The following is a 21,123-nucleotide window of genomic DNA, read 5'->3' as shown; positions in this document are numbered from 1 at the left end:
AACCACCCATGTCCAATGAGGACAAGCTCCGTTACTTCCTCAAGCAGGTGACTGCGGACCTGCGGCAGACCAAGCAGCGTCTGCAGGAGGTCGAGGACGCCGCGGTCGAGCCGATCGCGATCGTCGGGATGAGCTGCCGCTACCCGGGCGGCGTCAACTCGCCCGAGGAACTGTGGAAGTTGGTGGCTGACGGCGGCGACGCCATCTCCTCGTTCCCGCCGGACCGTGGCTGGGACGTCGATGACCTGTACGACACGGACCCGGATAGTTCGGGCAAGTCGTACACCAGTCAGGGTGGGTTCCTCCAGGACGCGAGCCAGTTCGACCCCGCGTTCTTCGAGATCTCCCCGCGCGAGGCGCTGGCCATGGACCCGCAGCAGCGGCTGCTGCTGGAAGCGTCCTGGGAGGCGTTCGAGCGTGCGGGCATCGACCCCGCCGCGGTACGCGGCAGCCGAACCGGTGTCTTCGCCGGGGTGATCTACCACGACTACGCGACTCGGCTGGTCGATCTGCCGGAGGGCGTCGAGGGCTACATAGGCACCGGCAACTCGGGCAGCGTCGCCTCCGGGCGCATCGCCTACACACTGGGACTGGAAGGCCCCGCGGTCACCATCGACACCGCCTGCTCGTCCTCGCTGGTGGCGTTGCACCTGGCCTGCGAGTCGCTGCGCAAGGGGGAGTGCACGCTGGCGCTGGCCGGTGGCGCCACGATCATGGCCACCCCGGCGATCTTCGTGGAGTTCAGCCGTCAGCGCGGTCTGGCGGCGGACGGCCGCTGCAAGGCGTTCGCGGACGCGGCGGACGGCACTGGCTGGGGCGAAGGCGTCGGAATGCTCCTGGTGGAGCGGCTGTCCGACGCGCGACGCAACGGCCATCAGGTGCTGGCCGTGGTGCGCGGCACCGCGGTCAACCAGGACGGCGCGAGCAGCGGCCTGACCGCGCCCAACGGCCCCGCGCAGCAGCGCGTGATCCGCCAGGCACTGCTGAACGCGCAGCTCGCCGCCGACCAGATCGACGTGGTGGAGGCGCACGGCACGGGCACCAGGCTCGGCGACCCGATCGAGGCGCAGGCGATCCTGGCCACGTACGGACAGGACCGGCCCGCCGAACGGCCGTTGCTGCTCGGCGCGGTCAAGTCGAACATCGGTCACACCCAGGCCGCCGCAGGCGTGGCCGGCGTGATCAAGATGGTGCACGCGATGCGGCACGGCCTGGTACCGAAGACGCTGCACGTGGACGCGCCGTCGGGGCAGGTCGACTGGTCCGCCGGCGCGGTCTCGCTGCTCACCGAACCCACCCAGTGGCCCACGACCGGACAGCCGCGCCGCGCCGGCGTGTCCTCGTTCGGCGTGAGCGGCACGAATGCGCACGCCATCCTGGAACAGGCGCCGCCGGTCGACGAGGAGCCCGTTGCCACGCCGGCGAGTGCGGCGCCGGTGCCGGGTGTGGTGCCGTGGGTGGTCTCGGGCAAGACCGAGGCGGCTTTGCGTGCACAGGCATCCCGCCTGCTGTCGTACGTGGATGCCACGCCCGAGCTGAACCCGGCGGATGTGGGCTTCTCGCTCGCTGCGGGGCGCGCTGCCTTCGAGCACCGTGCTGCGGTGGTCGGGGCTGACCTGGCCGCCTTCCGTGGTGGCCTGGCTGCGCTGGCAGACGCCACCGCTGCGCCCGGCATCGTGCAGGGCGTTGCGGGTGCCGGTGATCGTGCGGTGTTCGTTTTCCCTGGTCAGGGTTCGCAGTGGGTGGGCATGGCCGCGGAGCTTCTGGACTCCTCGCCGGTGTTCGCGGACTCGATGCGGGCGTGCGCTGAGGCTCTTGCCCCGCACATCGAGTGGTCCCTGTTGGATGTGCTCGGCGACGCTGAGGCGTTGGAGCGGGTTGATGTTGTTCAGCCCGTGCTGTTCGCGGTGATGGTCTCCCTGGCCGCGTTGTGGCGTTCGTACGGCGTCGAGCCGGCCGCTGTCGTCGGCCATTCGCAGGGCGAGATCGCGGCTGCGTGCGTGGCGGGTGCGTTGTCGCTGGAGGATGCCGCGCGGGTGGTGGCGTTGCGGAGCAAGGCGCTGCTGGCCCTGTCCGGTCGCGGCGGCATGGTGTCCGTCTCCCTCCCCGCAGACGAGGTCGCCGAACGCCTTCAGCGCTGGGACGGTCGGATCTCCATCGCCGCCGTCAACGGACCGGGTTCGATCGTCGTCTCCGGCGATGTTGATGCGCTGGACGAACTCCTCGGTGACTGTGAGGAGTCCGGTGTCCGGGCTCGCCGTATCCCGGTGGACTACGCGTCCCACTCGGCGCACGTGGAGGAGATCCGCGACGAGCTCCTGACGATCCTCGCGGACATCAGCCCGCGCCCGTCGCAGGTGCCGTTCTACTCGACGGTGACGGTGGAGCGGATCGACACCAGCGTGCTGGATGCCGAGTACTGGTACCGCAACCTCCGGCAGACAGTCCGGTTCGAGGAGACCGTGCAGCTGCTCGCCGAGCAGGGACACCGGCTCTTTGTCGAGTCCAGCGCGCACCCGGTGCTGGCGATGGGTATCCAGGAGACGTCCGAGCAGATCGTGGCCCTCGGGTCCCTGCGGCGCGACGAAGGTGGCCTGGACCGGTTCCTGCTGTCCCTGGCCGAAGCCCACGTGCACGGTGCGACCGTCGACTGGCAGACCGTGTTCCCCGACGCTCGCCGCGTGGACGACCTGCCCACCTACGCCTTCCAGCGCCAGCGCTACTGGCTGGAGGCGGCTGCTCCGGAGGCGGGGGTCGTGGTGGACCCGGTGGACGCGCAGTTCTGGGATGCCGTCGAGCGGGAGAATCTGGAGGCCCTGGCCAGCGCGCTCAACGTGGCCGACGACGCCCCGCTCAGCGCGGTACTGCCCGCGATGTCGGCATGGCGTCGCAACCGGCGGGACCAGTCCACCGTGGACTCCTGGCGCTACCGGGCAAGCTGGCAGCCGCTGACCGACCCGCTTCGGCAGCCGCTGTCGGGTACCTGGCTGTTGGTCGTACCAGCCGCAGAGGAACGCGCGGACGAACTCGCGGACGAACGCGCGGACGAGCTCACGGACGAGCTCGCGGACGCGGTCGCGGGGGCGCTGACCGGGCACGGCGCGCAGGTCGCCGTCCTGACGGTGGACGAGCGGGCGGGCCGGGAGGCGCTGGCCGAGCGGCTGCGCGTGATCGCCGCGGAGGAGGCGCCGGCCGGCGTGCTGTCGCTGCTGGGCGAGCGGGTGGACACCGTACTGGCGCTGGTGCAGGCGCTGGGGGACAGCGACATCGAGGCGCCCCTGTGGTGTGCCACCCGGGGAGCGGTCTCCACCGGCCCGGCGGACCGGGTGGCCGGTCCGGTGCAGGCCGCGGTGTGGGGCCTGGGCCGGGTGGCCGCCCTGGAACACCCGCAGCGCTGGGGCGGCTTGATCGACCTGCCCGAGGTGCTCGACGAGCGCGCACTCGGCCGGTTGGCCGGAGTGCTGTCCGGTGCGGGTGCCGAGGATCAGCTGGCCGTGCGGGGTTCGGGTGTGTTCGTGCGCCGCCTGGTGCGGGCTCGCGCCGAGACGGTTGCGGGCCGGGTCTGGAAGCCGCGTGGCACGACGGTGATCACCGGTGGCACCGGCGCGCTGGGCGCCCATGTCGCGCGATGGCTGGCCGGCAGCGGTGCCGAGCACCTGGTGCTGCTGAGTCGTCGTGGCCGCGCGGCCGAGGGGGCCGCGGAACTTGAGGCGGAGCTGACCGGGCTCGGTGCCAAGGTGACCATCGACGCCTGTGATGTCACCGACAAGGCGGCGCTCGCCGCCGCGATCCGGGCGGCCGGTGAGGTGGCGCCGATCCGTGCGGTGGTGCACGCGGCCGGAGTGTTGGACGCGGGTGTGCTCGAAGCGCTCACCCCGGATCGGCTGGACGCGGTGCTGCGGCCCAAGGCCGAGGCCGCCCTGCACCTGGACGAACTGACCGAGGACCTCGACGCCTTCGTCCTCTTCTCCTCCTTCGCCAGCACGTTGGGTGCGGCGGGGCAGGGCAACTACGCCGCCGCCAACGCGGTGTTGGAGGCGCTGGCGCAGCGCCGCAGGGCCGACGGGCTGCCGGCGACCGCGATCGCCTGGGGCCCGTGGGCGGACGGCGGGATGGCCGATGACGCGGCGATCGGTTCGCGGCTGCGCCGCGGCGGGTTGCCGGTGATGAAGCCCGCGATGGCGATCGCCGCGCTGCAGCAGGCGCTGGACCTCGATGAGACGCTGCTCGCGGTCGCCGACGTGGACTGGGCCAGGTTCGCACCCGGCTTCACCGCGGTCCGGCCCAACCGGCTCATCGGCGATCTGCCGGAGGTCCGGGCCCTCGCCGACGCGGAGGCCGAGGCCGAAGCGGGCGAATCCGCCCTGCACGCCCGGCTGTCCGGGATGTCCGGGGCCGAGCGGCGACGTGCCGTGCTGGAGTTGGTCCGCAGCCATGTCGGCGCGGTGCTCGGGCACGGCCCGGGCGAGCTGGTCGAGGCCGACCGCGCCTTCCGCGAGCTGGGATTCGACTCGCTGACCGCGGTGGACCTGCGCAACCGCCTGGCCGGTGCGACCGGGCTGAAGCTGCCCACCACGTTGGTCTTCGACTACCCGTCCCCGTCGGTGCTCACCGACTTCCTGCTGGCCGAGGTCGCCGAGGCTGCCGGGACGCCGTCGACCGTGCTGACCGCGGCGCCGTCCGCGACCGCATCCGTTGACGACGAGCCGATCGCCATCGTCGGCATGGCCTGCCGCTTCCCCGGTGGCGTGCGCACTCCCGAGGAGCTGTGGCGGCTGGTGGCCGACGGCGGGGACGCGATCTCCCTCGTGCCGACGGACCGTGGCTGGGACATCGACGGCCTGTTCGGCGACGGCGAGTCGGGCACCTCGTACACCCGCGAGGGCGGGTTCCTCTACGACGTGGCCGAGTTCGACCCGACGTTCTTCGGGATCTCGCCGCGCGAGGCGCTGTCGATGGACCCGCAGCACCGACTGCTGCTGGAAACCTCGTGGGAGGCGTTCGAGCGCGCGGGCATCGACCCGTCCACTTTGCGCGGCAGCCGGACCGGGGTGTTCGCCGGAGCGAACGGCCAGGACTACGCGGCGCTGCTGATGTCCACTCCGGACGCGTCCGACGGCTATCTGCTGACCGGCAACGCGGGCAGTGTGGTGTCCGGCCGGATCTCGTACACCTTCGGCCTCGAAGGCCCCGCGGTGACGGTGGACACGGCGTGCTCCTCGTCGCTGGTCGCGTTGCACCTCGCCTGCCAGTCGCTGCGGCAGGGCGAGTCCTCGCTGGCACTGGCCGGTGGGGTCACGGTGATGTCCACCCCCGGGATGTTCGTGGAGTTCAGCCGCCAGCGCGGGCTGGCCGCGGACGGCCGCTGCAAGTCCTTCGCCGCCTCCGCGGACGGCACCAGCTGGGGCGAGGGCGTCGGTGTCCTCGTGGTGGAGCGGCTCTCCGACGCCCGCCGCAACGGGCATCCGGTGCTGGCCGTGGTGCGGGGCTCCGCGGTGAACCAGGACGGCGCGTCGAACGGCCTGACCGCGCCGAACGGCCCTTCGCAGCAGCGGGTGATCCGCCAGGCGCTGGGCAGTGCCCGGCTGTCCGCCGAGCAGGTCGACGTGGTGGAGGCGCACGGCACCGGCACGGTGCTCGGCGACCCGATCGAGGCGCAGGCGCTGCTGGCCACGTACGGCCAGGGCCGGTCCGAGGAAAGGCCGCTGCTGCTCGGCTCGCTGAAGTCGAACATCGGGCACACCCAGGCAGCGGCCGGTGTGGCGGGCGTGATCAAGATGGTGCAGGCCATGCAGCACGGCCTGGTGCCCAAGACGCTGCACGTGGACGAGCCGACGCCGGAAGTCGACTGGTCGGCGGGCGCGGTCTCGCTGGTCACCGAGGCGACGCCGTGGCCCGAGACCGACGAGCCGCGCCGGGCCGGCGTGTCGTCGTTCGGCATCAGCGGAACCAACGCGCACGTCATCATCGAGCAGCCGCCGTCGGCCCCCGAGGCCGCCGTCACCGAGCCGTCCGCCGGTGGTGTGGTGCCGTGGGTGGTGTCGGGCAAGTCCGAGGCCGCGTTGCGTGCGCAGGCCGCGCGGTTGCTGTCGTACGTGGATGCCGCGCCCGGGCTGAACCCGGTCGATGTGGGTTCCTCGTTGGCGACGACGCGTGCGGCGCTGGGGCATCGTGCGGTGCTGGTCGGCGGGGGTCGGGACGACTTCCGCGGTGGGTTGGAAGCGTTGGCTTCGGGTGCTTCGGCGTCCGGGGTGGTGCGTGATGTGGTGTCCGAGGGCCGGTTGGCGTTCCTGTTCAGCGGCCAGGGTTCGCAGCGGGTGGGGATGGGACGTGAGCTGTATGCGGCGTTCCCGGTGTTCGCGGACGCGTTCGACGCGGTGTGTGCGCGGTTCGACGCCGAGCTCGCGCGTCCGTTGAAGGACGTGGTGTTCGGCGGCGACAGCGGTAGCGACGTCGAGGGCGGCCTGCTGGATCAGACGGCGTACACCCAGCCCGCGCTGTTCGCCGTCGAGGTGGCGCTGTTCCGGTTGGTGGAGTCGTGGGGTGTGGTCCCCGACTTCCTCAGCGGGCACTCCATCGGCGAGCTGGCGGCGGCGCATGTCGCGGGCGTGTTGTCGCTGGAGGACGCCTGCACGCTGGTGGCGGCCCGGGGCCGGCTGATGCAGGAACTGCCCGCCGGCGGCGCGATGGTGGCCGTCCAGGCATCGGTGGACGAGGTCGCGCCGCTGCTGGTCGAGGGTGTGAGCGTCGCCGCGGTCAACGGTCCGACGTCGGTTGTCGTCGCCGGTGACGAGGACGCGGTGGTGGGCATCGCCGCCGCGTTCGAGCGGCAGGGCCGCAAGACCAAGCGGCTGCCGGTCAGCCACGCGTTCCACTCGCCGCACATGGACGGCATGCTGGACGCGTTCCGCAAGGTCGCCGAGGGCCTGACCTACGCGGCTCCGCGGATCCCGATCGTCTCCACCCTCACCGGCACCGTGGTCGCACCGGACGCCGACCACTGGGTCCGGCACGTGCGCGAGTCCGTCCGTTTCCTGGACGGCATCCGGGCGTTGGAGGCCGCGGGCGTCACGGCATTCGTCGAGTTGGGGCCCGATGGCGCGTTGACCGCGTCGGTGCGGGAGTGCTGCGCCGCGGAGGGTGCGGCGGCCGTGACGGTGCTGCGCAAGGGGCGCGACGAGGTGCGCTCGGCGCTGACCGCGGTCGCCTCGGTGTTCGCCCGGGGTGTGGAGGTGGACTGGCCGGCGGTGCTCCCCGGCGCCCGTCGGGTCGACCTGCCGACGTACGCCTTCCAGCGGGAGCGGTACTGGCCGGAGGTGCCGGAGAAGTCCGCCGCGGCGGTGGAGGACTCGGTGGATGCCGGGTTCTGGGCCGCGGTGGAGCAGGAGAGCCTGGCGGAGGCGCTGTCGGTCGATCCGGACGCTCCGTTGAGTGCGGTGCTGCCGGCGATGGCCGCGTGGCGCACGGCCCGGCGGGAGAAGTCCACGGTGGACTCCTGGCGGTACCAGGCCACCTGGCAGCCGGTGGACGCCACGGCGACCACCCCGCTCTCCGGCCGCTGGCTGGTGGTGTCCCCGACGGGCGCCGGATGGGCCGCGGACCTCGCGGCCGGGCTCACCGCGCGCGGCGTCGAAACGGTCCGTGTGGAGCTCGCAGCCACCGACGTCGACCGGGCGCGGCTCGCCGAACTGCTGCGCGCCGAGGCGGGGCCCGGCGCACCGGCCGGAGTGCTGTCGCTGCTGGCGGCGACCGGGACGGTCCAGCCCAGCCTGGCGCTGCTACAGGCCCTCGGCGACCTCGGGTGGGACGCACCGCTGTGGTGCCTGACCCAGGGCGCGGTGGCGGTCGGCGGATCGGAACGGCTGGCCGATCCGGCCCAGGCGCAGGTGTGGGGGCTCGGCCGGGTGGCCGCGCTGGAGCACCCGCAGCGCTGGGGCGGTTTGGTGGACCTGTCCGGTGCGCCGGACGACCGGACGCTGGACCGCCTGGCCGCGGTGCTGACCGGAACCGGTGAGGACCAGGTGGCCATTCGCCCGTCCGGGGTCTTCGCGCGCAGGCTGCGGCGTGCCGTCGCGGCCCCGGCGCAGGAGTGGCGGCCGAGCGGCACCGTGCTGATCACCGGTGGCACCGGCGCGCTGGGTGCGCAGGTCGCGCACTGGCTGGCGGAGAACGGAGCCGCCCACCTGGTGTTGACCAGCCGGCAGGGAGAAGACGCCCCCGGTGCCGCCGAGTTGGCCGCCGAGCTGCGCGGACGTGGCGTCGAAGTCACCGTCGCGGCCTGCGATGTGGCGGACTCCGGTGCGCTGGGCGCGCTGCTCGCCGGGCTGTCCGGTCCGCCGCTGACCGCGGTGGTGCACGCGGCGGGGGTGCTGGAGCCGGGGCTGCTGGACACCCTCACCGCCGAGCAGGCGGCCAGGGTGTTGCGGCCCAAGGTGGACGCGACGCGGAACCTGCACGAGCTGACCCGCGACCTCGACCTGTCCGCGTTCGTCCTGTTCTCGTCGTTCGCCAGCACGGTGGGCGCGGCCGGACAGGGCAACTACGCGGCCGCCAACGCCTACTTGGACGCACTGGCCGAGCAGCGCCGGTCCGACGGGCTGGTGGCCACGTCCGTCGCATGGGGGCCGTGGGCCGATGCGGGCATGGCCGCGGACGGCGCGCACGAGGATCGGCTGCGCCGTGGCGGACTGCCGGCGATGGCCCCGCAACTGGCCCTGGCCGGGCTGCGGGAGGCGCTGGTGCGGACCGAGCCGGCCGTCGTCGTCGCGGACGTCGACTGGGCCGCGTTCGGCCCGGCGTTCACCGCGCTGCGGCCGAGCCCGCTGCTCGACGGGCTGCTCCCGACCCGGCCGGTGGCCCAGTCGGCGTCGGCGGCGGACGGTGTGCCGCTGGTCGAGCGCCTGGCGAAGCTGCCCGAAGGTGAACGGGGCGCAGTGGTCGGCGAGTTGGTGCGGGGCGAGGTGGCCGCCGTGCTGGGCTATGCGTCGGCCGACCGGGTCCGGCCGGAGCAGGCGTTCCTGGAGCTGGGCTTCGACTCGCTCACCGCGGTCGAACTCCGCAACCGCATCGCCGCCGCCACCGGTCTGGACCTCCCGGCGACCCTGACCTTCGACCACCCCACCCTCGGTGCGCTGACGGACTTCCTGCACGCCGAACTGGTCGGTGCCGGTGCCGGTGCCGGGGCGGCGCCGGCGGAAGGCGCGGCATCCGGGTTCCTGGGGTCGCTGTACCGGCAGGCGGTGCAGCAGGGCACGCTCTCCGACTTCGTCACGCTGCTCGCCGATGCGGCGCGGTTCCGGCCGAGGGTCGACGCGTCCTCGACGCTGACGCCACCGGCCCTGGTGCGACTGGCCGAAGGGCCGGCGAAGCCGGAGCTGATCTGCTGCAGCGGTACCGCGGCCATCGCCGGGCCGCACGAGTTCGCGAGGCTGGCCTCGGCGATGCGCGGGGTGCGGGACGTCTCGGCGCTGCCGCTGCCCGGCTACGGCAGGGACGAACCGCTCCCCGCGGACCTGGAGGACGCGCTGCGCGTGCAGGCCGAGGCCGTGCGCGAGCACACCGCGGGACGGCCGTTCGTGCTGTTCGGGCACTCCGGCGGCGCGACCATGGCGAACGCGCTCGCCTGCCACCTGGAGGAGACCGGCACCGCGCCGGCCGCCGTGGTGCTGGCGGACATCTACTCGTCGGACGACCTGGAGCTGCTCGTGGAGTGGCAGCAGGACCTGGCGAGGTGGACGTTCGAACGGGAGTCGGCGTATGTGTCGATGGATGACTTCCGGCTCACCGCGATGGGTGCGTACGACCAATTCCTGGCAACCAGGAAGAGGTTCCCCACAAAGGCGCCGACGCTGCTGGTCCGAGCCAGCGAGCCGATGGCCGAATGGTCCGGAGAACGTGACTGGCGGTCTTCTTGGGACTTCGCTCACACCACGGTTGATGTGCCTGGAAACCACTTCACCATGATGGCCGAGTACGCTAGCGTGACAGCGGATTCGATTAACCAGTGGCTGACGGGGGTCGTGTGATGACCCGTTCGTTTCCGATCGGCCGTACAAACTCATTCGCGGTATCCGCTGACGGACTCATGAAACCGTTTGCGAGTATGTTTGGAACTGGTCTGCCCACGCCGCTGGGGCAACTGGTGCGCGTGGAAACGGGGGAGCGGTGATGGCGATTTTCGACGAGTTCACGGGCCTGTGGGTGCGGGAGTTCCATCCCGCTTCGCCAGCTGCGGCCACGCTCTCCTGCTTCCCGCACGCGGGCGGTTCGGCGAGCTTCTACTTCCCCTTCTCCCGGCAGCTGTCACCGGCGCTCGCGGTCCGCGCGGTGCAGTATCCGGGGCGACAGGACCGGCTCAAGGAGCCTCGCGAGGAAGACCTGTTGACGCTGGCCCGCCGGGCCTTCGAGGCGCTGCGCCCGATCACGGGCGCCCGACCTGCCCTGTTCGGGCACAGCATGGGGGCGGTACTGGCCTTCGAGGTGGCCAGGATGCTGGAGCAGGAGGCCGGCGTCACTCCCGCCCACCTCTTCGTGTCCGGCCGCCGCGCGCCGTCGATCCACCGGCCGGAATCGGTCCATCGGCGCGATGACGCCGGACTCGTCGCGGAGGTGCGGCGGCTGGCCGGAACCGACAGCCAGGCGCTGGACGACGAGGAAATTCTGCGGATGGCACTGCCCGCCATCCGCGGCGATTACAAGGCGATCGAGACCTATGTCTATCGGCCGGGTCCGCCGCTCTCCTGCCCGATCACCTCGTTCATCGGTGACGAGGATCCCAGGGTGAGCATCGAGGACGCCCGGGCCTGGCGTGAGCACACCACCGGCGAATTCGACATGAAGGTTTTCACCGGTGGCCATTTCTACTTGAACGAACACCGCGAAGCGATTTGTGACCAGATTTCCGGGAAGCTTCTCACGGCGGATTCCCGGCGGCCGGGGGCGTAATGAAAAATCTGACGGACAGCGAACTCGGCGGCATGATGCAGCTGGTCCGCGGCACCCAGTGGTACGTCGGCATGTTCGGCGACCCCTATGCGCTGGTGCTGCGCGCCCAGACGGACGACCCGCACCCGCTCTACGAACAGGCCCGCGCACAGGGCCCGCTGCACCAGAACGCGCTGGGCAGCTGGGTCTGCACCGGCTACGAACTGGCCGCGCAGATCCTGGCGGACCCGCGGTTCGACACCCGCACGGCGGACGGCGGCACCGCCGCGCAGCACGTGCTGGCGCTGGACGACGCGTTCCTCGGCCTGGACCGCACCGCACACGACCGGCTGCGCGAGCGCACCGCTCCGCTGCTCGGGGCCGAGGCGGTCGAGCGGCACCGCGCGGTGGCCGAACGGGTGGCCGGCGACCTGCTCGACGGGCTCGGCGACGGGTTCGACCTCGCCGCCGACTTCGCGACCCCGCTCGCCGTCGGCGTGCTGGCCGAGCTCCTCGCCGTGCCGGCCGCGGACCGGCCGGGCTTCGCCGAGCACTGCACGGCCCTCGGCAACGCGCTGGACGCCGAGGTGTGCCCGCAGCAGCTCGTCCCGGCCCGCGCCCTGATCACCGCGTTGGAGCGGCTGCGCGGCCAGTTCGCCGGACGCCCGGACGGTGGTCTGCTCGGCGAAGTGGCGGCGACCGGTGGCGACCTGGCGGCCGAGGACGCGCTGGCGACGGCGATGCTGCTGGCCGCCACCGGTGTCCAGACCACGTCCAGCCTGGTGTGCAACGCGGCACTGGCGCTGCTGGCCGACCCCGCGCGACGGGACGCGGTGCGCGCCGAACCCGGCCTGCTGCCCCGGGTGATCGACGAGACGCTGCGCAGCGATCCGCCGGTGCACCTGTGCGCCCTGGTCGCCCGCGAGGATGTCGAGATCGCCGGTCAACACCTCGCCGCGGGAAGCCAGTTGGTTGTTCTGCTGGCCGCCGCCAACCGGGACCCCGAGGTCTTCGCCGACCCCGAGCGCTTCGATCCGCACCGCACCGAAGCCGCGCCCCTGCACGGCGGCGCGCATCACGAACTGGTCGCCCCACTGGCCAAGTTGCAGGCCGAAGTCGCGCTTCGCCTGCTGCTCGACCGGTTGCCTGGACTCCGGCAGGACGGGCCGATCGTACGACGGAGGAGGGCACCGGTCAGCCGCGCCATCGCGCGGGTACCGGTGACCGCCGCCTAGTCGTGCCCCAGCCGTCCGAACGTCAAAGGAGATAACCGGTGCGCGTGCTGTTCACCTCGTTCGCACACAACACGCACTTCTACACACTGGCCCCGCTGGCCTGGGCGTTTCGCGCCGCCGGCCACGAAGTCACGGTGGCCAGCCAGCCCTCGCTGACCGACACGATCACGCAGGCCGGACTGCCCGCGGTGCCGGTCGGTGTGGACCACGCCGTGCAGGAATTCGAGCAGCGGCAGAGCAACCGCAACAGCGAGCACCCCGAGATCAACTTCGCCGAGACCCGGCCGGAGATCGTGACCTGGGACTACGCGCTCGGCCTGCAGTCCATGATGACCCCGCTGATGTACGCCAAGGTCAACGACACCATGGTCGACGACCTGGTGGAGTTCGCCCGGCAGTGGCAGCCGGACCTGGTGATCTGGGAGCCGTTCACCTACGCGGGAGCGGTGGCCGCCCGGGTGACCGGTGCGGCGCACGCCCGGCTGCTCTGGGGGCCGGACGTGCAGCTGCGGGCCAGGAAGCTGTTCCTGCAACGGCAGGCCGAGCAGCCGGTCGAGCACCGGGACGACCCGCTCGCCGAGTGGCTGACCTGGACGCTGGACCGCTACGGCTGCACGTTCGACGAGGAGGTCGTCACCGGCCAGTGGACCATCGACTCGACGCCGGAGAGCACCCGGCTGCCGCTGGACCAGCACGTGGTGCCGATGCGCTACGTGCCCTACAACGGCACCTCGGTCATCCCGGACTGGCTGCGCGAGCCGCCCAAGCGGCCGCGGGTGTGCCTGACGCTCGGGGTGAGCGCCCGGGAGGTGCTCGGCGGTGACGCGGTCTCCATCAGCGACCTGATCGAGGCGACCGCCGACCTGGACATCGAGTTGGTGGCCACCCTCGACGCGTCGCAGCGGGACCTGCTGGCCTCGGTGCCGGACAACACCCGCATCGTCGACTTCGTACCGATGCACGCGCTGCTGCCGACCTGTTCCGCGATCATCTACCACGGCGGCGCGGGCACCTGGTCGACCGCGATGCTGGCCGGGGTGCCGCACCTCATGCTCTCCGAGCAGTACGACACGGTGCTGAAGGCCGAACAGATCGAGGAGTTGGGCGCCGGACTGTTCATCCGGCCCAACACGCTGACGGCGCAGGGCCTGCGCGACATGGTCGTGCGGGTCCTGGAAGAACCCTCCTTCCGGGCCGCTGCCGAGCGCCTCCGCCAGGAGGTGCTCGCGGAGCCGACGCCGGGCGAACTCGTCCCCGTGCTGGAACGGCTGACCGCCGAGCACCGGACCCGCCCGGAAGTGCCCGTTGGCTGAGCACATCACCCCAAGCACCGACGAAAGGCACCTGAAGCCATGAGTAGCCCGGTGGATCTGCAACCCAAGCCGAGCGTCATCGAGCGCTGCACTCTGCCGGGCGCCGATCCCGCGTCAGCGGTCGCCGCGCTGCGGCCGCTGGTGAGCGCGGCGGCCGGCACCGGCGAGGCCGACGCGGAGCGACTCGCGGGACACCTGGTCTCGCTGGCCCGCACCTACAGCACCGAGCCCTTCACCCAGCTGGAGGCGGCCCGGCACGGCCTGGGTGTCGAGCGGCCCGAGTTCCGGCTGCTGCTCGACACCTTCGCTCGGATACCGGAGTTGCGGACCGCGGTGGAGCAGGGGCCGGCCGGCAAGTACTGGACCAACACCGTCCTTCCGGTGGAGCGGTCCGGCGCGCTCGACGCGGCGCTGCACGGAAAGCCGTGGTTCCCCAACAGCGTCGGCCTGTACCCCGGCCCGACCTGCATGTTCCGCTGCCACTTCTGTGTCCGGGTGACCGGCGCGAAGTACGAGCACTCCTCGGTGGCCGGCGGCAACGAGATGTTCGCCTCGATCATCGACGAGGTGCCGACCGACAACCCGGCGCGGATGTACCTCTCCGGTGGCCTGGAACCGCTGACCAACCCCGGCCTCGGCGAGCTGATCAGCCGGGCGGCCGGGCGCGGGCTGAAGCTCACCATGTACACGAACTCGTTCGCGCTCACCGAGCAGACCCTGTCCCGCCAGCCGGGCATCTGGGACCTGCACGCGATCCGCACCTCGCTGTACGGCCTCAACGACGACGAGTACCAGGCGACCACGACCAAGCGGGCGTCGTTCAGCCGGGTCAAGAAGAACCTGATGCGGTTCCAGGAGCTGCGCCGGGAACGGCAGGACGCGCCGCGGCTCGGCCTGAGCTACATCATCCTGCCCGGCCGGGCGCACCGACTGCTCGATCTGGTCGACTACATAGCCGAGTTGAACGCGTCCGCCCCCGACCGGCCGCTGGAGTTCCTGACCCTGCGGGAGGACTACAGCGGACGCCCCGACGGCAAGCTGGCACCGGAGGAGCGGGCGCAGATGCAGGAGGCGCTGTCCGCCTTCGACGAGCGGGTCCGCGCCCACACGCCGACGCTGCACGTCGACTACGGCTACGCGCTGGAGAGCCAGCGGATGGGCGTCGACGCGGAGCTGCTGCGGATCCGTCCGGAGACCATGCGTCCGACCGCGCACCCGCAGGTCGCCGTCCAGGTCGATCTGCTGGGCGACGTCTACCTCTACCGCGAGGCGGGCTTCCCCGACCTGAAGGGCGCCGACCGCTACATCGCCGGGCGGGTCACCCCCGACACCAGCCTGGCCGAGGTCGTCGAGCGGTTCGTCGTCGAACGGCGCGAGGTCGAGCCGGTGGCCGGCGACGAGTACTTCCTGGACGGCTACGACCAGGTGATCAGCGCCCGGCTCGGCCAGATGACGGCGGACGTGGCCGCGGGCTGGGGGGACGTGCGCGGATTCCTGCGCTGACCCACCACCGCATCCAGGAACATCCCCGCACCCCCGCACCCCCACACCCCCACCGAAACACCATCCCCCCACACACAAAGGTCAGACCATGAGCGACAACCGATCCGCACCGACACTGCCGACGACGCGGACCCACCTCTTCGACCCGCCCGAGGAGTACGGGCGGTTACGCGAGGAGGAGGCGGTGAGTCGGCTCAGCTTCCCGGACGGCACGCTGGGCTGGCTGGTGACCCGGCAGGAGGACGTCCGCGCGGTGCTGGCCGACCCGAGGTTCAGCACGTACATGGCCCGGAATTCCTCACCGGTCAGGGCGATGCCGCCGGAGGAGCGCGGCGAACTGCCGCCGGGCGTGTTCATCTCGATGGACGCGCCCGACCACACCTACTACCGGCGGCTGCTCACCGGGCAGTTCACGGTGCGCCGGACGCGCGCACTGATCCCGCGGATCGAGCAGATCGTCAACGGTCGACTCGATGTGATGGAACAGGCGGGCGGCACCGTCGACCTGGTGCAGGAGTTCGCGCTGCCCGTCGCGGCGCTGGTCATCTGTGAGTTGCTCGGGGTCTCCTACGACGACCGGGAGTACTTACAGGAGGTCTCCGAGATCATGATGAGCAGTCAGCTCCCCACGTCGGAGCTGGCCGCCGCATCCGCTGGACTGGAGACCTATCTGCTGGACCTGGTGCGCACCAAGCGCTCCCGGCCCGTCGACGACATCATCAGCGGCCTGGTCACCGGGGACAACGAGCTGCCCGACGAGGAAGTCGCCGGAATGGCACTGCCGTTGCTGCTCGCCGGCTACGACGCCACCGCCAACATGCTCTCCCTCGGGACCCTCGCGCTGCTGCTGAACCCCGATCAGCTGGACCCGCTGCGCGGCGACGACCAGGTGGCGCAGGACAACCTGGTGGAGGAGCTGCTGCGCTATCTGACGACGGTGCACCTCGGCACGATCCGGGGCGCGAAGGAGGACATCGAGGTCGGCGGCGAGCTGGTCCGCGCGGGCGAGATCGTGGTGGGCTCGCTGGCCGCCGCCAACCGGGACCCGCGGTGCTACGCCGACCCCGACCGGCTGGACGTCACCCGCGGCCGCACCTCGCATCTGGCGTTCGGCCACGGCGCGCACCAGTGCCTGGGCCAGCAGCTGGCCAGGGTCGTGCTGAAGGTCGGATACCGGGAGCTGTTCCGGCGGTTCCCGGCGCTTCGCCTCGCGGTGCCGCCCGAGGAGATCGAAACCCTTGACGACAAGGTCATGTACGGCGTGTACGCGCTACCGGTGACCTGGTCGGACAGTGATTGAGCAAGGAGCAGGAAAGACATGACGCAGACGCCGGTCTCCCCGCCCGCACGGGCCGAGGAACTGCCCGCCTTCCCGATGGCACGCACGTGCCCGTTCGCGCCGCCGGAGGGGTACGCCGAACTGCGCGCCCAGGGTCCGTTGACCAAGGCCACCTTGTGGAACGGCAAGGAGACCTGGCTGGTCACCGGCTACGACCTGGTGCGCAAGCTGCTGCAGGACCCGAGGATCAGCTCGGAGCCGCCCCGGCTGGCCACGATCGCCGCGAGTGAGGACGGACAGTCCACCAACTTCCGCACGTTCGTGGGGATGGACCCGCCGGAGCACGGCGTCTACCGCCGGATGCTGACCTCGTACTTCACCGTCAAGCGGGTCCAGGCGATGCGCCCGGCGATCCAGCGGACCGCCGACGAGCTGGTGGACGGGATCCTGGCCACCGAGGGCCCCGTGGACCTGGTCGAGGCGCTCGCGATGCCGCTGGCGACCACGGTGATCTGCGAACTGCTCGGAGTGCCCTACGCCGACCGGGAGTTCTTCCACAGCCGTTCGTCGGTGGCGATCCAGAGCAGCACCGCGGAGGAGATCACGTCCGCGTTCATGGACCTCTACCAGTACCTGGACAAGCTGGTCACCGCGAAGGAGGCGGAGCCCGGCGAGGGCGTCATCAGCCGCCTGGTGGTCGAGCAGCTGCGCCCCGGCGCGCTGACCCACCAGGAGCTGGTCAACACCGCCGTGCTGCTGCTGATCGTCGGCCACGAGACGAGCGCCAACATGATCGGCCTCGGCGCGCTGACGCTGATGCGCCGCCCGGACGTGGTGGCCGAACTGCGCGCCGACCCCGAGCTGTGGCCCGCGGCCGTCGACGAGCTGCTGCGCTACCACTCCAGCGCGGACTGGCTGCGCCGGGCCGCAAAGGAGGACATCGAGATCGACGGCACGGTGATCAAGGCGGGCGACAGCGTGATCGGCCTCGCCGCCGCGGCCAACCGGGACGAGCGGTTCGCGAACGCCGACGAGTTCGACATCCACCGCACGGAGCGCCATCACCTCGCCTTCGGCTACGGCCCGCACCAGTGCATCGGCCAGCACCTGGCCAAGGCGGAGCTGGAGATCGCGTTCGGCACGCTGTTCGACAAGATCCCCGACGTCGTGCCCGCCGCCGAGCTGGACGAGCTGCCCTTCAAGCACGACGCGACGCTCTTCGGCCTCTACCGGCTGCCGATCACCTTCGCCCGCCCCTGAGCGCACGTGCCCGACCCACTGCACCCATTGCACCCACCGCACTTACAGAACGGAAGGCACGCCGTGCCCGTACAAGTCACCAGGCGCCGGTCGACGGGGACCCGACTGTTGGCCCTCGTCGCCGTCGGCACCCTGTTGAACGGCGGAGTCGCCGCCGCGGACCAGCGCGTCCGGTCCGACCAGCAGGTGAACCCGCTGGTGGGCAAGATGACGCTGGACGAGAAGCTGTCCTTCGTGCACTGGACGGTGACGTTCTCCGGCCCGTTCAGCGTCGGATACCTGCCCGGCGTCCCCCGCCTCGGCATCCCCGAGATACGGGCCGCCGACGGCCCGGCCGGCATCCGGCTCAACCAGGGCACGGCGGCCGCCCTGCCCGCACCCGTCGCGCTGGCCTCCAGCTTCGACGACGAGCTGGCGAAGTCGTACGGCGCGGCCATGGGGCGGGACGGCCGGGCGCTGGGCCAGGACCTGGTGATGGGGCCCATGATGAACACCATCCGGGTGCCCCAGGCGGGCCGGAACTACGAGACGTTCAGCGAGGACCCGCTGGTCTCCGCCCGCACCGCCGCCGCGGAGATCCAGGGCATCCAGGGCCAGGGCCTGATGGCCACCGCCAAGCACTTCGCGGAGAACAACCAGGAGGACAACCGGGAGACCGTCGACGTCAAGGTCGACGAACAGGCCCTCCACGAGATCGAGCTGCCGGCGTTCCAGAGCGCGGCGAAGGCCGGCGTCAGCTCCCTCATGTGCGCCTACAACAAGGTCAACGGCACCCCGTCCTGTGGCAACGCGGCACTCCTCAACGACGTCCTGCGCACCCAGTGGGACTTCAAGGGCTGGGTGATGTCGGACTGGATGGCCACGCACAGCACCGACGCGATCACCAAGGGACTGGACCAGGAACTCGGTATCGACTGGTCCGGCAGCGTCAACGGCTCGGTGCCCGGCGGCAAGTACTTCGGCGAGCCGCTGAAGAAGGCCGTCCAGGAGGGGCGCATCCCGATGGCCGCCCTGGACACCGCGGTGAGCCGGATCGTCACCCAGCTGCAGCGGTTCGGCCTGGTGGGCGCCAACCCGCCCGCGCGTCCCGCGCGCGACACCGCAGGAGCGGCGAAGGTCGCCCAGCAGGTCGCCGAGGACGGTGCGGTGCTGCTGCGCAACAAGGGCGGGGCACTGCCGCTGACCGGTGACGCCGCGAAGAGCATCGCGGTGATCGGCCCCACGGCCAAGGACCCGAAGGTCTCCGGCCTGGGCAGCGCGCACGTGGAGCCCGACGCGGCGGCCGCGCCGCTCGACACCATCCGGGCCCGGGCCGGCGCCGGCGCCGTGACCTACGCGACCGGCGAGGAACTGGCCGGCAGCGCCCTGCCGAAGGACGCGCTCTCGCCGGCCTTCGCGGGCGGGACGGTGCTGCAGCCCGGCACGGTCGGCCCCATCTACAACGGCACCCTGACCGTGCCCGAGGACGGCGACTACCGACTCGCCGTGCGGGTGACCGGCGGCGCTGCGACCGTGCAGCTGGACGGGGGCGCCCCGATCCAGGCCGGTGAGGCATTCGGCAAGCTGACCAGCGCGCCGGTACGGCTGACGGCCGGTGCGCACAAACTGGCCATCTCCGGGCAGACCACCGGCACCAAGCCCCTGACGCTCGACCTGAGTTGGGTGACGCCGCAGGCCGCCGAGGCCGCCATCGACCAGGCGGTCACCGCGGCCAAGGCGGCACGCACCGCCGTCGTGTTCGCCTTCGACGACGGAGCCGAGGGCGCCGACCGCACCTCGCTGGCCCTGCCGGGCCGCCAGGCGGAGCTGATCTCCCGGGTGTCGAAGGCCAACCCGAACACGGTGGTGGTGCTCAACACCGGATCCGCCGTGAAGATGCCGTGGCTCGACAGCACCGCCGCGGTGCTCGACATGTGGTACCCGGGGGAGTCGGGCGCACAGGCCACGACGGCGCTGCTCTTCGGCGACGCGAACCCCAGCGGCCGGCTCACCCAGACCTTCCCGGTCGACGAGAACAGCACCCCTGTCGCGGGCGACCCGAAGCGCTACCCGGGAGTGGACAACGAGGAGACCTACTCCGAGGGCATCTACGTCGGCTACCGCTGGTACGACAAGAACAAGGTGCAGCCGCTGTTCCCGTTCGGCCACGGCCTGTCCTACACGTCCTTCGAGTACAGCGCTCCGTCGGCGGTCCCGGCGGGCGACGGCTACGACGTCAGCTTCACCCTGCGCAACAGCGGTCAGCGCGCCGGCAAGGAGGTCGCGCAGGTGTACCTGGGGGCGAGCCCCGAGGTGAAGGCACCGCAGGCGGACAAGGCGCTCGCCGGATACGCCAAGGTCGAACTGGCGCCGGGCCAGAGCCGGCGGGTGACCGTCCACGTCGCCGGACAGCAGCTGAAGTACTGGAACAGCGCCACCCACGGGTGGTCCACCGGCGCCGGTACCAGGTCCGTGTACGTCGGCTCCTCCTCGACCAGCCTTCCGCTGGAGACGAAGGTCGTGGTGCCCTCCTCCTGACCGACGGTCCCACCACCCGCCCCGGGGGGAAGTGTCTCGGCACTTCCCCCCGGGGCGCGCGGCTACCCGGGGCGCGCGGTCATCCGAGGGCGTCGAGCCGGGCCAACTGGTCGTCGGAGAACACGATGTCCGACGCGGCGAAGTTCTCCTTGAGATGCACCGGCGAGCTGGTGCCGGGAATGGGGATCACCGTCGGGGAGCGGTGCAGCAGCCAGGCCAGCGCCACCTGGCTCGTGGACACGCCCAGCTCGGTGGCGACGGCGGTCACCGGGCTGCCCTCGGCGGCGAGTTCACCGCGGGCGATCGGCAGCCACGCGACGAACGCGATCGCGTGCTTCTCGCAGTAGTCGACGACCTCGTCGTTGTGCCGGTCGGTCAGGTTGTACAGGTTCTGCACGCTGGCCACGGTGATCTGCTCACGGGCCTGCTCCAGCTCCTCGACGGTGACCTTGGACAGCCCGATGTGCCGGATCTTCCCCTCGTCCTGCAACTCCTTGAGCGCGCCGAACTGCTCGGCCGCCGGCACCTTCGGATCGATCCGGTGCAGCTGGAAGAGGTCGATGCGGTCGAGCCCGAGCCGGCGCAGGCTCAACTCGGCCTGCTGACGCAGGTACTCGGGCCGGCCCAGCGGTACCCACTGCTCGGGACGGGGGCGGCACTGGCCGGCCTTCGTCGCGATCACCAGGCCGTCGCGGTACGGGCGCAGCGCCTCGGCCAGCACTTCCTCGCTGGCTCCCAGCCCGTAGGAGTCGGCGGTGTCGATGAAGGACACGCCGAGGTCGACGGCCAGCCGGGCTATTTCGAGCGCCGCCGCACGGTCCTCGGGCGGACCCCAGTAGCCCGGGCCGGTCAGCCGCAGGGCGCCGAATCCCATCCGGTGAACTGGAAGGTCTCCACCCAGCGCGAAGGTGGTCCGGTCACACTGCGCCATTCGGTTCCTCCTCATCCAGGTTTCCGCCTGGAGACTACCGACGGCCGGTGGGCGACGACCCCGCGGGCAGCGTGCTCACGGCTGCCGTACGCCTCACACGGTGGATCGGCCGGCGCGCACGGCTGCCCGTGCGGTACCGAGGGGCCGGTCCACGGTGACCGC

At 71.6% G+C, this 21,123-nt stretch carries 9 protein-coding genes; 8 read left to right on the top strand and 1 reads right to left on the bottom strand.

Annotated elements, in window-relative coordinates; translation table 11 throughout:
• Positions 1-8 precede the first annotated feature (8 nt).
• The 8 genes from MOV08_RS16390 (at position 9) to MOV08_RS16355 (ending at position 20,030) form a co-directional block, all read left to right on the top strand.
• Positions 9-10,025: a type I polyketide synthase gene (locus MOV08_RS16390; protein WP_275307869.1), complete on the top strand. Its 10,017-nt coding sequence runs from the start codon at positions 9-11 to the stop codon at positions 10,023-10,025.
• A gap of 142 nt (positions 10,026-10,167) precedes the next feature.
• Positions 10,168-10,944 carry a thioesterase II family protein gene (locus tag MOV08_RS16385; RefSeq protein WP_275307868.1) on the top strand — a complete coding sequence of 259 codons (777 nt, stop codon included), beginning with the start codon at positions 10,168-10,170 and terminating at the stop codon, positions 10,942-10,944.
• The gene (locus tag MOV08_RS16380) at positions 10,944-12,158 is read left to right on the top strand and encodes a cytochrome P450 family protein (RefSeq protein WP_275307867.1); all 1,215 of its coding nucleotides are present in this window, start codon (positions 10,944-10,946) and stop codon (positions 12,156-12,158) included. The genes MOV08_RS16385 and MOV08_RS16380 overlap by 1 nt, the downstream gene beginning before the upstream one ends.
• Before the next feature lie 38 nt (positions 12,159-12,196).
• Positions 12,197-13,471: an activator-dependent family glycosyltransferase gene (locus MOV08_RS16375; RefSeq protein WP_039633283.1), complete on the top strand. Its 1,275-nt coding sequence runs from the start codon at positions 12,197-12,199 to the stop codon at positions 13,469-13,471.
• A gap of 39 nt (positions 13,472-13,510) precedes the next feature.
• Positions 13,511-14,974 carry a dTDP-4-amino-4,6-dideoxy-D-glucose ammonia-lyase gene (gene desII / locus MOV08_RS16370; protein ID WP_275307866.1) on the top strand — a complete coding sequence of 488 codons (1,464 nt, stop codon included), beginning with the start codon at positions 13,511-13,513 and terminating at the stop codon, positions 14,972-14,974.
• A gap of 88 nt (positions 14,975-15,062) precedes the next feature.
• The gene (locus MOV08_RS16365) at positions 15,063-16,274 is read left to right on the top strand and encodes a cytochrome P450 (RefSeq protein WP_275307865.1); all 1,212 of its coding nucleotides are present in this window, start codon (positions 15,063-15,065) and stop codon (positions 16,272-16,274) included.
• 18 nt (positions 16,275-16,292) lie between these two features.
• A complete protein-coding gene (locus MOV08_RS16360) occupies positions 16,293-17,513 on the top strand; it encodes a cytochrome P450 (protein ID WP_039633276.1) in 1,221 nt (406 codons plus the stop codon).
• Positions 17,514-17,576: 63 nt separating this feature from the next.
• Positions 17,577-20,030, top strand: a complete 2,454-nt coding sequence (locus MOV08_RS16355) for a glycoside hydrolase family 3 C-terminal domain-containing protein (RefSeq protein ID WP_275307864.1) — start codon at positions 17,577-17,579, stop codon at positions 20,028-20,030.
• Between the two features lie 79 nt (positions 20,031-20,109).
• On the opposite strand, the gene MOV08_RS16350 is transcribed toward MOV08_RS16355, so the two are convergent.
• Positions 20,110-20,961 (bottom strand): aldo/keto reductase, encoded by an 852-nt coding sequence (locus MOV08_RS16350; protein ID WP_275307863.1) that lies wholly within the window; start codon positions 20,959-20,961, stop codon positions 20,110-20,112.
• Positions 20,962-21,123: the final 162 nt, after the last annotated feature.

Origin of the sequence: Streptomyces yunnanensis, from assembly GCF_029011865.1 — a bacterium.
GTDB lineage: Bacteria > Actinomycetota > Actinomycetes > Streptomycetales > Streptomycetaceae > Streptomyces > Streptomyces yunnanensis.
Note: the sequence above shows the minus strand (reverse complement) of the source record. Positions and strands in the feature narration are given on the sequence as shown.

What these genes read in the sequence shown, in the direction of transcription:
- MOV08_RS16350 (WP_275307863.1), bottom strand. Translation starts at nt 20,961, where the DNA reads ATGGCGCAGTGTGACCGGACCACCTTCGCGCTGGGTGGAGACCTTCCA.
- desII (WP_275307866.1), top strand. Translation starts at nt 13,511, where the DNA reads ATGAGTAGCCCGGTGGATCTGCAACCCAAGCCGAGCGTCATCGAGCGC.
- MOV08_RS16360 (WP_039633276.1), top strand. Translation starts at nt 16,293, where the DNA reads ATGACGCAGACGCCGGTCTCCCCGCCCGCACGGGCCGAGGAACTGCCC.
- MOV08_RS16365 (WP_275307865.1), top strand. Translation starts at nt 15,063, where the DNA reads ATGAGCGACAACCGATCCGCACCGACACTGCCGACGACGCGGACCCAC.
- MOV08_RS16385 (WP_275307868.1), top strand. Translation starts at nt 10,168, where the DNA reads ATGGCGATTTTCGACGAGTTCACGGGCCTGTGGGTGCGGGAGTTCCAT.
- MOV08_RS16380 (WP_275307867.1), top strand. Translation starts at nt 10,944, where the DNA reads ATGAAAAATCTGACGGACAGCGAACTCGGCGGCATGATGCAGCTGGTC.
- MOV08_RS16390 (WP_275307869.1), top strand. Translation starts at nt 9, where the DNA reads ATGTCCAATGAGGACAAGCTCCGTTACTTCCTCAAGCAGGTGACTGCG.